Genomic DNA, 11747 nt, shown 5'->3' on the forward strand with positions numbered 1-11747 from the left:
CAAGAAACCTGGGCGTTGTACCACGTCTACCGGATCTATCGGCAGTTGCCAGTCAAAGACAAGCCTGGAAAGTTTCGCATCGATGCCGATCGCTACAACGGTGTGGTGACAACGGGTAATCGCACTTACATCGACTCCTGCCTGAGCGAACTGGCTCAGCGCCACGGCAAACCTGTAATTGCCCAGCACGGTCAACGTTTCTACGTCCACGAACGAGTTGAGAAGCAGTATCCCGCCTGGGAAGAGTTCTTTGTTGCCACCATTCATCAGGCCGAGGACAAGTGCCGCAACCTGAAGCGTTTCAGAGAACGCTGGTATGCCTTAACCGGCGACACCATTGAGCTGAAGTTCGGAGAATCCCTCCAGCTTTCGCTTCTGTAAACCCGTTCAATCTTTGCCACCGCCCTTGATGACACCCATCGGGGGCTTTTCTTTTGGAGATGTTCTATGTCATCTATACCGATTGAAGCTGCCCCAGTCCGAGATTTCAACGTCCCAGCTCTGATTGATCGCCTCGGCAACTTCTCCGATGCCTACTTTGATGCCGCCTGGATGCATCTGAGTGTGGAGGAAGCTGAAGCGCTGGCGGCGTTGCTGATTTCTCAATTGGCGCGATCGCTCTCTGGCAAACTGCTGGCGGCTTACCTCCACGCCCTACGTTCCGGTAAAAGCCTTGATCTGCCCCCGATCAAAATCCGGGTTCGCCATCCCATGCGGTACCTGCCGGTCAATTTCCCTGAGGCAGCGCCATTGCCGGTGTTTCTCTATGGCGACCCTGTTCGCTGGACTGCCGATACCCTGACGACTGGCACCGTCATCGGGCGTTACTTTGCCTATGCCCATCACCGGGGCTGCTGGGCCTGGAACTATCTGGTCTGGCTTAACGACCCCACCGGCCAGGTGCTCGCCGATAGCGCTTGGGAAGACGACCTGGAGGCCATGCCATGACTCGCTCTCTAACTGATCGGGAATTGGAATTGATTCAGCTTTACACCCAGTGCCGCTTGGGCCTTTCGCCCAGGGCGTTCTACAGCAAATGGAGCGTTAGCTACGAAGTCATTGCGGCCATTTGCTCGCGCTCTCCGGTCACCGTACGACGCTGGTTCAAGCAAGGTCCGGAGTATCGCTCGCCCCAAGCGAGTGATCTGTGGCATCTAGCGCTAATGGACTTCCTGCTGGAGCACTTCGAGACGATGCCGACTGACCTGCTGCAACTGCTGTGCCCAGATCTGTCGAGTTCAGAGCCAGAACACCCTGGTGGAACCAGCACATAAGTCTGCCTTTTTCAAGATCCATTAGATCTGTCTTTTCAAAAATTCTCTACGTAGGGTGAGCGAATGATCCTGAATCGCTCACCTCAACGCCTACGCCATCGAGGTCTTTACACCATGCTTCAACCATGTCAGACCGGCTCGGAAGGTCACCGCGTCGCCGCCGAGATTCAGCGTATTCAGAGCGCCCTTCATCAGGTTGGCTTTCGCACGCGCAAACAGCCCAAGCAGCCCATTTGGTCGATTATTGCCCCTGATGCTCAAAGTTACCGGCTCAGCTTTCAGCCCGTCCCCATTAGTGGCTGGGTGCTGCATCCCATCGATGAAAGTCCGGTGAGACAGCAAATCACCGAAATTGTCCAGTCGGTGCTGGCTCCAGAGCGAGTGTCCTGGCGACAGGTGCTGACTTTAGAAACTGAACTTCACCCTGATTGTCGGCCCTGGGCGATCGTGATGATTCGCGATGCCGTGAGGCGATCGGTCATTACGCGTTTCCGCAACCGGCAGGATGCCGATGATCACCTCAGGGCCATGCGGCGACATATTCCGCAGGGAGTCTTTGAGGTGATGTTTGATCTGTCTGAGCCGCCAACTAGAGCTAGTACACCTGTATGACATACAGCAATTCCTTTTTTGATTCAAGGCGCTACCGTGGAAGTAGCTATTCCTTCTCTCTGGGCCTTCTTGGTGACCTGCCATGCAAACCATTCAAATACAGCTTCCAGATACGATCTTTTCAGCGCTACGGAAGGCCCCAGACGAATTCGTGCGAGAAATGCGCATAGCCGCTGCGGTCAAATGGTATGAATTAGGAGATATCTCGCAGGAAAAAGCGGCTGAAATTGCTAACCTCAGCCGAGCTGACTTTATCAATACTCTCGGACGTTATCGGGTTTCGGTTTTTCAGTACACTGCTGAAGAACTGGCCGAGGAACTGAATGGACTGGAGTAGTCAGGTCGTCGTCAACGCGTCGCCTTTGATTGTTCTGTGCAAGAGTGGCCAGGTCGAGTTGCTGCCCAAGCTATTCAGCCGCATTGTGGTTCCGCAGGCCGTTTACCAGGAAATTACGTCGACTAAAGCCGATAGCGCGGCTATACAACTTCCCACCCTATCCTGGAGCAACGTGGTGACCCCAGCGATTAACCCGGTAATTTTAGCCTGGGATCTTGGGGCGGGTGAATCGGCTGTGCTCAGCTTTGCTTTGGCGAATCCTAAGTTTCGAGCGATGGTTGATGACGCTGCCGCCAGGCGGTGTGCCCGTTCCCTCGATATTCCGACGATAGGGACAGGGGCGCACTGGTTTTGGCCAAACGGCGGGGGCTCATTCCTGCTGTCGCTGAACCTTTACAAGCTTTACGAGATGCAGGACTTTGGATTTCGGAAGATGTGATGACTCTTCTTAAACACCAGGCGGGTGAATAGTTCAGCGCCTGATCATGGCTAACCTTGAAACCCCAGTTCAAATTCTCATGGGAGACTGTTCCAAAGGTGAGTAATGACGCAGGATGACTTCAATTTCATGGATCTGCTGGACGATGACGCCTGGTTCGAGGCGGCAGCGCGTCGAGAAGAGTCAGTGGATTGTGAGGCGCTGGCAGGATACGGCTGGGGCTCCCACTTGGGGTCAGTGATGGCTAACCCCCAGGGCTACAGCCACTTTGCCGAGCTGCGTTCCATGGTGATGCAGGCGTGGCAGCAGCTGGTGACCGAGTGGAATTTAGGTATCGGGACAGAGACGGCTGAAGCCAAGGGCCAGGAACTGATACTGGCGCGGCTTCATCAGCCCGAAGCTGAGATTCAGGAAACCTTGATGGCGCTGCTGGAGGCGAAGCTCTCAAAACCGCAAGGGGAATGGGAGATGACCGAGGCGGTTCACACCGAGATTCGAGCAGTCTTGGGTAAGGTGCTGACCCAGGACGACTGGAAGGCGATCGCGGAAAGCGCTAGTCATGATATCTATGCCCAAGTCGTCAGACATGAACTGGTTATAGTAGAGAGTCTGTGACGTCGATTTTCAGGGTTAAAAACCTCCCCGCAGCAGACGCAGAGGCACAGTTAATCGATGGTGGCTTTGGAACTACGACCTTTAGCCTTTGTTTTGGCTTGGGAGGACGACTTGCGTTTAGAAGAAGGGGGTAAACTCTCGGTCTGTGGAATGGTGAGCAGCGATCGCAAAGACTGCCGAAATTCTAAATCAAGGTAACGTTGCTGGAGCGGTTGCCAAGTCTGCCAAAAATCGGCTCGATCCTGCCGTATTTTGTGCTCTACGGTGGGTAACGCCTGGGTTACATCGGTGTTTAACGTTGACTCAAGAAACTGACGCAGCACGACATTGTCTTGAAGTTGACCGAGGACATCTTGAATCAGCTTAAATTCCTCAAGTCTTTCGCCATAGGCATCTCCATAAAAATCTGAGAAAAACTCGGCCTGGTAGCGTACGCCCTTCATTTGCTTCCGTAAGGCGTGCAGACTGTCCTCGAACTCCTCTAGATGCTGATTTAACTCAGCCAGATCTTCAAGGGGTATTTGGGTCGCTCTCCCAGCTTGAACAGTGGTGCCCACTAGCCAACCAGGATGCAGAAATAACTCATTTATCAGCGGCAATAGTAAGTCGGGCAACATTGGCAAGACCGACAATTGGCCCATTGGGGTATAGCAGGGCTGGACTAGCCAGTCTTGTACAGATTGCTTCAAGTTTTGGTAAACATTGCCATAGAGCGTTTTCTTGAGACGCCGGAAGTTTTTTTCACGCTGCTGCTCTAACTGCTTTAGAACCTCATCAAACCTTGATTTTTCAGCCTTTGGCAATAAAGGACGGTAGCGGGTGGTTAGCTCTTGTTGCAACACGTCAAGATCGCGGGTTTTACCCAGGCTTTTAGCAATCTTACCAATAACTAAACTGGTTAACCCTTTAGGCAAGATAATAGCAGCATCGAATACTTGAATGGCTGTCCTTAACCGCCGCATACCCACCCGCATTTGATGCAACGACTCGGGATCTCTATCGTCAAGAACAAGCTTCTCTTGGTCGACAATTTTTTGAAAGTTTTGGCGAATAGTTAGATACGCAAATTCACCTAGAGTAATCGAAGGATCTACTGGCTGTACCTTCATAAAACTTCACCCCTTGTGTCTGACTTGAAGGCTCAACGCCACCGCCTGATCTGGCATTTTAGACTACAGACTTATTGTCTTACTTTGCTAAAGGGCCAAGCCGCAAGGTTGGTAAAGTGAGCCTTTCGAGAAATTGAGGCTTCTCAAGGGCCAATACCAAGCCCATGCTTACTGGCTTTAAGCTGTTGCCACAGTAATTCCAGCTGATGTAGGACTTCGTCAGAGGCGATATGCCCCTGCCCATGAGAATCAGCAATTTTGCTAGCCTGCCAGGTGAATTCTTGCAGATTAGCGTTAAACGCTAAGTTTTCAAGGGAAAATCGACCTTGATAGGGGCCAAAGGGAAACACAGTGTCACTGCCGGGAGAACTCTCAGGCCTGTTAAATTCTGGCATTTCTAGATTAAAAAGCTGAGGAGATAATACTGTATCGTAGCTCCAATAGCTAGGGATTGGCTGACCCCTTTCCCTTTCCCTTTCCCTTTCCCTTTCCCTTTCCCTTTCCCTATTTGGCAAGGCTAGTTTAGACCTTTTTAAGGTAGTCTTCTATACGAGATGTTCGCAGTTCTCGCTTTTGGTTGGCCTGCCAGACCTGCCCACTCAGCACGTCTAAGCAGGTGAGCCACTGCCCTTCGCAGGCAGCGGTATCCAGGCAAATAGCATGGCCAATATTCAGCGGTTTTCCGTCTCTTTGGGGGGTATGGCCACAAATCAGGGTTTTACCGGAGATATGGGGCTTGGGGTCTTTGAACTTATCAAAAAATAGAGCCGTGTCGGGTTGCTCTATCAGGGGCTTGTCGGCATCCAGGGTGGCATGGACAAAAATATGCCTTTCTGTTTCTAGCCAGGGACGACAGTGCTGTTGAACAAACTGCCAGTGGTCCTTAGGGATAGATGCCAGTGTCCCAGGACTTCCTCCATCCCCATAGGATGACAGAGTATGCCGGTCGACCAGAACCTCTGCCTTATTCTGCGGTTGACCCTGCCGACCGGCTAAGATCAGCTTCAGCTCATGATTGCCCAACAGTGGAATTAGCATACCCCTATCGAAGAGCTGAATGAGTTTATCTAGTGTGGCTTTGGTCTCAGGCCCCTTATTGATGTAGTCACCCAACCCTATGATGGTATCCCCCGTGCGCAGATTAACGGCGGCTAACAAAACCTCTAGAGCCGTTGCGCAACTGTGAATGTCACCAATCGCTAAGAGACGCATTGCTTTTGTTGGACAGAACTATGATTGCTATACCTAGCCAGTTAGTCAGTAAAGCCTCTGAGTGTGGATTTATTTTTGTACCATCAGAAGATGGAAATCACTGCATTCAACCCACTGCTGATCAACCAGACTGGTGCATTACTTATCAAAAGGGAGCTTGGGTGCTCATAATCAAAGAAACGCCTCAAATCCGATTTAGTTATGATGAAGTTCTAAGGTTTCTCAGTCGCTTTTCCTAGTCGAGTAGTTGATTTTGTTTCGTACGTCTTTTTTGTAGACAGATCATCATCTGCTGGCGTACTTTACTGGCCCAATCATCAAATTCAAGGGTTATCCCCCCCACTTGCCGAGGAAAGTGCGTTGGAGATTGGGTATGATTCATCAGTTCTAACTATTGAACTCTCTTACTTCTATTATGCCAATATGCAGGCATTTATTGGTTAAGCGTTGTTTAATGCGGCTCTTTCGGCATAAGTATGATTAATTGCCCTAACATAGTCTGAAGTTACTGCTACATAAGACTTTCAGTGAAAAAGTAAGTTGTTGGAAAGGTGTTCCAAAGACTAAGCCTTGTAAGCATTTCTATGTAAGGTTTTAAGGCCTTTCGGCTTTCGCTCTCGCATAGTCAGGCCGGAAGATACATATTAGCTTTAGTGTTTTGAGACAAAACCTTTTCTTTGGAATTAGTTGCACATCGCGTAACTATGGAAGACAATTCTTCACTACCCACTAAACCAGCCCCGCCGCCCGCCAACGACGGATTTCTGGTGTGCGGGTTGGGTAGCCTGGGCCAAAACTGTGTGGCTAATCTCAAGAGTTTTGGGGTGCCGGTGCACGCCATTAACAGTGCTCTGCCCGACCAGTGGGAGGTGCCCCGCCTACAAGACCAGATTGATCGCTTGGTGATTGGTGACTGCCGCCTGGAAGAGGTGCTCGAAAAGGCAGGCATTCGCCATTGTAGAGCGGTGCTGCTGGTTACCCAGGATGAGCGGGTCAACCTGGAGGCGGCGCTGACGGCGCGGGTGCTCAACCCCAGAGTACGTCTGGTGATGCGGTCTGGCAAACAAAATCTGAACGAGCTGATGGGCCAGCAGTTGCAGAATTTTGTTGCCTTTGAGCCCACCCAGCTGGCAGCACCGGCCTTTGCCCTGGAAGCCTTTGGCAAGGAGCTGGTCGGCTACTTTACAATCGATGACCACCGGTTTCAGGTGATGAAGCAGCACCTTAAGCCAGGACAGCCGTGGTGCGATCGCCGCCAAATTTATGAGTTAGACACCCCCCATCGGCGGGTGCTTTGCCACAGTTCTGCCGATGGCGAGGGGCAGTCCACGGTCGCTAGCCCCTCCAGCCTGTTTTATACCTCGTCGCCCGATGCAGTACTGCGATCGGGCGACGAGGTGGTTGTGATCGAGAGCGACGCCCAGATCCACACTCTTGCTAGCCAGACGGCCCCACCTGCCCGCCAGGGCGTTTTGAATCGGGCCATTCAGGTCTTTCAGCGCCTGCGAAACTGGCCCACCGTCAAGCAAGACCTGCTCAACATCTGGCAGACTAGCTCTGAGCAGCAGCTACGTCGGGTAGCCATTCTCTGCGGCATTACCGTGGTCACCCTCTGCCTGCTGGGCACCCTCTTGTTTGATCTCAACTCCCCTGACGACATCTCGCCCTTTGAAGCATTTTTGTATACCTTCATCACGCTGTTTGGGGGCTATGGCGATGTTTTTGAGGCCCTAGAAGACTTTAGCAACTCGCGTCTGCTACAGCTGTTTGGCGTATTGCTGACTGTGGCGGGGGCAGCCTTTGTTGGGGTGCTCTACGCCCTGCTCACTGAGAAGCTTCTCACCCTCAGGTTTGAGTTTATGGAGCGTCGCCCCCCTGTGCCGGAACAAGACCACGTAGTGGTGATCTGGCTAGGGCGAGTGGGGCGTCAGGTATTGGCTACATTGCAAGAGCTCAATCAGCCGGTAGTGGGTATTTCGCCCCGCACCCTTGATGCCGACGTGCTGCCCAAAGTGCCGCTCTTAAGCGGGGATGTGAGCATTGCCCTCGACAAGGCTCACTTAGCCACAGCCAAAAGCGTGGTCGCCGTCAGCGATGACGAGATTCAAAATTTGGAGGTGGGGCTAATGGCCCACCGGGTCAACCCCCACTGCCGGGCCATCATTCGCACCTATGACCAGCAGTTTACCGATCGCGTCGCCAAGATCTTTCCCTTTGCCCACGTGTTGTGTGCCTCGGCTATCTCTGCCGAAGCCTTTGCTGCAGCGGCCTTTGGTGAGCATGTGAGCAGCCTATTCCGGCTCTATGGTCAAACGGTACTGGTCACCCAGTACGATATCGAATCGGGAGACACCTTAGATAGTCTGCTGTTGTCAACGGTGGCCTACGGCTACGGGGTTGTGCCCCTGTGGCATCAACGCGAGCGCCAGGAAGGAAAAGTGATGCCTTCAGAAGATACTCGCTTGCAGATGGGCGATCGCTTAGTAGTACTGGCCAGCATTGGCGGGTTGCGCCGCATTGAGCAGCGCCAGCTAGCCCCTCGCATCTGGCAAATTCATGTGGAAAAAGCGCTGACCGCTGACGCCCTGTTTGACGGAGCCGCTGAAATTGCCCGGGTCTCTGGTTATCGCCTAGGCGACGCCCGGGATTTTATGGCCAAGCTACCGGGTATCCTGCCCCAGCCGCTTTACCAGCACCAGGCTCTGCGCCTGACCCGTTTGCTCTCCCGCGCCCAGGTTAGGGCTCAGGTGTTGCCGTTGCCTTCGGCTCGGTAGCGGCCAGTATCCCAGTCGTCTGGCCCCCAGTCAGAGGCAGCGGTCTTAACGGGTGACAACGTACCTAGAAAGGTTGCTGCATAAGGGATAGGGCATAGAAGCCACGCTGAAAATAGAGCTGTTTATGGGGTTTGAGGGCTATCAATTGGAGCGCCCAGTCGGCCCATAAATCCATGGCATCGACAGCGGAAACCACAGCACCTTAAGGGTAAGCTTTGGCAACGCTAAAAAACGTTGTAAGTTGCGTTTTCGACTTTGATACTGAAGTCGTTGAGGAGCTGCCCGCGCCCCAGAGCAGCATCACAGCCTCTTTTGACAGCTCTTTCGTGAAACGTTCCAAAATTTGTCCTATGCTTCGTTGGACAATTACCCTCCAGCTACATCGGCTAGCTGCGCGCGCAGGCAACTATTCGTCAGAATCGCGGGCATGTTCGACAAGTTCTGCCACTAATGCGTCGTGATCGTCCAGGGCGCGGGTCACGAGTTCGGTAAGTACAGAGCCCGAAGTATGCTTTTATTCCCAATCGACCAGTACCGGAATCAGCTCTAGACCACTGTCGGTTGGAACATATCCACGACTACGGCCATCGCAAAGATCTCGCCTGCATTCAAGCATACGTACTTCGATCAGCTGCTCAAGCCGATCAGTGAGTGTGTTCGTCGCGATGTCTTCGTCAGCAGCAACTTCTGGGAATGAACGGCGCTGCCCCAACAGCACATCGCGCAGCACCACCAGCGCCCACCTCCCTCCTAACAGTTCGAGGGAGCAGGTAAATAGAAAGGACGAGCGTAGGTTTTTGCCGAACGGCATGACCTTGGGGTCACCCACGGTTCAACGGCCTTAACGTCATACCTTGCATTTTACAAGTCAAAAAGTTACTCTTACTTTGCAAGTTAAATAGCCTGCAAAGTAAGAGTCAGCTGAATTGAGTTAAACAGGTTAGCCAATCCTGAAGAGGATAACGCCTTGAAAAACTATCCAACGGCTCTAAATATGCCTATGCATATTGCAATTTTGTCGTCTAGAAGACCAAGAGATCGCATTAATGATGAGTTTTCAACCCTTTGCTTTGCAGATCACTCGGCAGATTCTACAAACTATCGCTATCAGCCTGGTCTCGGGCATCGTCGCCACCTTACCAGCTCGATCCACCGAGGAGATTTATTTTGACTACGGTCCCTTTGGGCGATCGCTGCCCGTCTCATCCCTAGAAACCTTTGCCCAAAATGGCACAGTAGATGAAAACCTCGCGCCCTATCTCAACCGCTTGCCAGCAGAAAGACAGCAGGACTTTCAGCGGTTCTTGAGTACGCCCTTACCCGCCCTGGACCCTGATATTCCTGAAGAAATAGGAAATCCCTTTGCCCTTTCCCAATGGCTGTACACGACCAGTGGTGAGGCGCTCTTATCCTTGTTCGGGCAGTTGGTTGAAACTGAAGCTCGCCAAAATGGTGGGCAAGCTATTCGAGCTGCCATTTTGTTGGCTGCCGCCGATCCCAACGGGCTTTCACTGCTCAACATCATCCGTCACTACCCGACCCGCAAGCTACGATTGGATCTGCGACAAATTCAGGCTGTGGCCCAATCTGTCAATACCAGCCTGGAGACTACTGGTGAGTTGATCAGCGCTGTTGCCCAAGAGTCGCGGGCCACTGCCGCCGCGGCGCCAGCCCTGGACTATAGCGCCCTGCCAACCCTAGGCGAAAACGGTCAGTTTGCGGTGGAGCAGCGATCGCTACTATTAAACGACAGCCAGCGAAATCGCACCTATCCCGTTGACCTTTATCTACCCGCCGACATCGGTGCCATTCAAGGCCCCCTGCCGGTGATGATCCTGTCCCATGGCCTGGGTACTATCCGCAACCATCCAGAAGCGGTCAATCTTGCTCGAGGGCTGGCATCAAATGGTTTTTTTGTGGCGATGCCAGAACACATTGGCAGCAACCAGACCTACCTAGAGGGTCTGGCACAGGGCCTGTATCAGGAATTTTTTGACCCGATGGAATTTATTGATCGCCCGCTAGATATTCATTTTCTACTCGATACGCTAGAGCAGCTCAATGCGACTGAATTTCAGGGGCATCTTCAGTTAGATAACGTGGGTATCATGGGTCACTCGTTTGGTGGTTATACCGCGCTAGCAGCCGCAGGTGGCACCATTGATATGAATTATCTAGAGCAGCAATGTGATTTAGACGCGGATATTGGCTCAAATGCTATCAACATCGCACTTTTACTGACGTGCGGAACCCTAGAGCTAGCAGCGGTGCCCAGTGCCATCCAACAATTAACCGACGGTAGTCTGACCGACGACCGCATCGGCTTTGTGTTCGCCCTCGCTCCAGTTAGCGGCCTCTTTGGCGAAACGGGGCTGAGCACTATTCAGATTCCAGTGGTACTCATGGGTGGAGAAACTGATATTGCGACTCCCGTTGCCCTAGAACAGGTGGTTGCCTTTGAGGCCCTGACGACACCAGAGCGCTACCTATATTTAGCCGAAAACATTTCTCATTCCACAGCGCTGACTCGATTAGTCCTCGATATCACTAACTCCAGTAACAATATCGTTGAGCTTTTTGAAGAAAATGAAGCCGTGTTTTCGAGCCTGCTGGCGTCCTTAGTCATTGCCCATGGAAAATTCTACCTACGCGATGATGAGTCGTATCGACCCTATCTAACGTCTGCCTACGTTGAGGCCGTCAGTGTAGAGCCCATCAAACTTCATTTGATACGAACCTCAGCCGAAGGATTTTAGACATAGGCCCAACGGGCCGAGTTGGCGACATCATAGGGGACGTTTATTTAGATAGAAGACTCTTAGGTCGATGGGAGATCGAGCTCCTCGCCAACCTCACGGGCACGTTCGACGAGTTCCACTATTAACGCTTCGCGGTCGGTCACTGTGCGAGCAGCGATTTCAGCATAGTCAGTGCCTGGAGTATGCTTGCGCCCCCAAACCCCACTGTGACAACAATAGATGAGACAGCTTAGCCAGTCCCAATTAGAGTAGAAGGAACGGTTATCCCGCATGTCAGACTCTATGCAATCGCAGCTCTTGAATCCTGAAAACAATGGGAAAGCCGCCCGTCTAGATCCCGAAGTTCTAGAAAAACCTGTCCGCCGTCAATTCACCGCCGCTTATAAGCTCGAGATGGTACAAGCTGCAGATCGGTGCACTGAGCTGGGTCAAATCGGGGCCTTACTGCGACGAGAAGGGCTGTACTCATCGCAGTTGAGTACCTGGCGCAACCAGCGACAACAGGGGCAACTGCAAGCGCTGGCCGATAATAAGCGGGGCTGCAAAGCCACAATTCCGCATCCGGTTCAACAAGAGCTGGCGCAATTGCGCCGAGAGAATCAACAGCTGCGCCACA

General features: G+C 52.4%; 13 protein-coding genes and 1 pseudogene. 10 read left to right on the top strand and 4 right to left on the bottom strand.

The genetic code is table 11. From position 1 onward, the window contains the following. The 7 genes and pseudogenes from LEPTO7104_RS0126085 to LEPTO7104_RS0126115 form a co-directional block, all read left to right on the top strand. Nucleotides 1-381, top strand: a pseudogene (locus LEPTO7104_RS0126085) (hypothetical protein); the annotation flags it as partial. A gap of 66 nt (nt 382-447) precedes the next feature. Continuing rightward, entirely contained in the window at nt 448-948 is a 501-nt protein-coding gene (locus LEPTO7104_RS35405; protein WP_017301536.1) for a hypothetical protein, read from the top strand. Further along, entirely contained in the window at nt 945-1274 is a 330-nt protein-coding gene (locus LEPTO7104_RS0126095; protein WP_017301537.1) for a hypothetical protein, read from the top strand. Before LEPTO7104_RS35405 ends, LEPTO7104_RS0126095 begins: the two co-directional genes overlap by 4 nt. Before the next feature lie 114 nt (nt 1275-1388). Next, nucleotides 1389-1886 (top strand): hypothetical protein, encoded by a 498-nt coding sequence (locus LEPTO7104_RS0126100; RefSeq protein ID WP_017301538.1) that lies wholly within the window; start codon nt 1389-1391, stop codon nt 1884-1886. An 82-nt stretch (nt 1887-1968) separates the two neighbouring features. Further along, a complete protein-coding gene (locus LEPTO7104_RS0126105) occupies nt 1969-2223 on the top strand; it encodes a UPF0175 family protein (protein ID WP_017301539.1) in 255 nt (84 codons plus the stop codon). Beyond that, nucleotides 2210-2662 (top strand): PIN domain-containing protein, encoded by a 453-nt coding sequence (locus tag LEPTO7104_RS44030; RefSeq protein ID WP_264308746.1) that lies wholly within the window; start codon nt 2210-2212, stop codon nt 2660-2662. The genes LEPTO7104_RS0126105 and LEPTO7104_RS44030 overlap by 14 nt, the downstream gene beginning before the upstream one ends. Nucleotides 2663-2767: 105 nt before the next feature. Continuing rightward, on the top strand, nt 2768-3277 hold the full coding sequence (locus LEPTO7104_RS0126115; protein ID WP_017301540.1) for a hypothetical protein: 510 nt from the start codon (nt 2768-2770) through the stop codon (nt 3275-3277). A gap of 50 nt (nt 3278-3327) precedes the next feature. Here LEPTO7104_RS0126115 and LEPTO7104_RS35415 read toward each other — a convergent pair whose 3' ends face one another. From LEPTO7104_RS35415 to LEPTO7104_RS0126130, 3 genes are all read right to left on the bottom strand, one after another. Then, complete coding sequence (locus LEPTO7104_RS35415; protein ID WP_017301541.1) at nt 3328-4386, bottom strand: CHAD domain-containing protein; 1059 nt, start codon at nt 4384-4386, stop codon at nt 3328-3330. 143 nt (nt 4387-4529) lie between these two features. Further along, complete coding sequence (locus LEPTO7104_RS0126125; RefSeq protein WP_017301542.1) at nt 4530-4736, bottom strand: DUF7219 family protein; 207 nt, start codon at nt 4734-4736, stop codon at nt 4530-4532. 172 nt (nt 4737-4908) lie between these two features. Beyond that, a complete protein-coding gene (locus LEPTO7104_RS0126130) occupies nt 4909-5598 on the bottom strand; it encodes a metallophosphoesterase (protein WP_017301543.1) in 690 nt (229 codons plus the stop codon). Between the two features lie 704 nt (nt 5599-6302). Here LEPTO7104_RS0126130 and LEPTO7104_RS0126135 point away from each other — a divergent pair. Then, nucleotides 6303-8372 carry a potassium channel family protein gene (locus LEPTO7104_RS0126135; RefSeq protein ID WP_017301544.1) on the top strand — a complete coding sequence of 690 codons (2070 nt, stop codon included), beginning with the start codon at nt 6303-6305 and terminating at the stop codon, nt 8370-8372. Between the two features lie 514 nt (nt 8373-8886). On the opposite strand, the gene LEPTO7104_RS35420 is transcribed toward LEPTO7104_RS0126135, so the two are convergent. Continuing rightward, nucleotides 8887-9201, bottom strand: coding sequence for a winged helix-turn-helix transcriptional regulator (locus LEPTO7104_RS35420; RefSeq protein WP_225887046.1), 315 nt, complete (start codon nt 9199-9201; stop codon nt 8887-8889). A gap of 217 nt (nt 9202-9418) precedes the next feature. Between LEPTO7104_RS35420 and LEPTO7104_RS0126150 the strand changes: the two genes are divergently transcribed. Beyond that, entirely contained in the window at nt 9419-11128 is a 1710-nt protein-coding gene (locus LEPTO7104_RS0126150; protein WP_225887047.1) for an alpha/beta hydrolase, read from the top strand. A 285-nt stretch (nt 11129-11413) separates the two neighbouring features. Next, nucleotides 11414-11747 (top strand): transposase (locus LEPTO7104_RS35425; RefSeq protein WP_017301548.1); only part of this gene is annotated, 334 nt, incomplete at its 3' end.

It is taken from the genome of Nodosilinea nodulosa PCC 7104 (assembly GCF_000309385.1).
Lineage (GTDB): Bacteria > Cyanobacteriota > Cyanobacteriia > Phormidesmidales > Phormidesmidaceae > Nodosilinea > Nodosilinea nodulosa.

Coding starts and splice junctions, on each gene's coding strand:
- LEPTO7104_RS0126095 (WP_017301537.1), top strand. CDS start 945: ATGACTCGCTCTCTAACTGATCGGGAATTGGAATTGATTCAGCTTTAC.
- LEPTO7104_RS44030 (WP_264308746.1), top strand. CDS start 2,210: ATGGACTGGAGTAGTCAGGTCGTCGTCAACGCGTCGCCTTTGATTGTT.
- LEPTO7104_RS0126150 (WP_225887047.1), top strand. CDS start 9,419: ATGATGAGTTTTCAACCCTTTGCTTTGCAGATCACTCGGCAGATTCTA.
- LEPTO7104_RS35405 (WP_017301536.1), top strand. CDS start 448: ATGTCATCTATACCGATTGAAGCTGCCCCAGTCCGAGATTTCAACGTC.
- LEPTO7104_RS35415 (WP_017301541.1), bottom strand. CDS start 4,386: ATGAAGGTACAGCCAGTAGATCCTTCGATTACTCTAGGTGAATTTGCG.
- LEPTO7104_RS0126115 (WP_017301540.1), top strand. CDS start 2,768: ATGACGCAGGATGACTTCAATTTCATGGATCTGCTGGACGATGACGCC.
- LEPTO7104_RS0126135 (WP_017301544.1), top strand. CDS start 6,303: ATGGAAGACAATTCTTCACTACCCACTAAACCAGCCCCGCCGCCCGCC.
- LEPTO7104_RS0126130 (WP_017301543.1), bottom strand. CDS start 5,598: ATGCGTCTCTTAGCGATTGGTGACATTCACAGTTGCGCAACGGCTCTA.
- LEPTO7104_RS0126100 (WP_017301538.1), top strand. CDS start 1,389: ATGCTTCAACCATGTCAGACCGGCTCGGAAGGTCACCGCGTCGCCGCC.
- LEPTO7104_RS0126105 (WP_017301539.1), top strand. CDS start 1,969: ATGCAAACCATTCAAATACAGCTTCCAGATACGATCTTTTCAGCGCTA.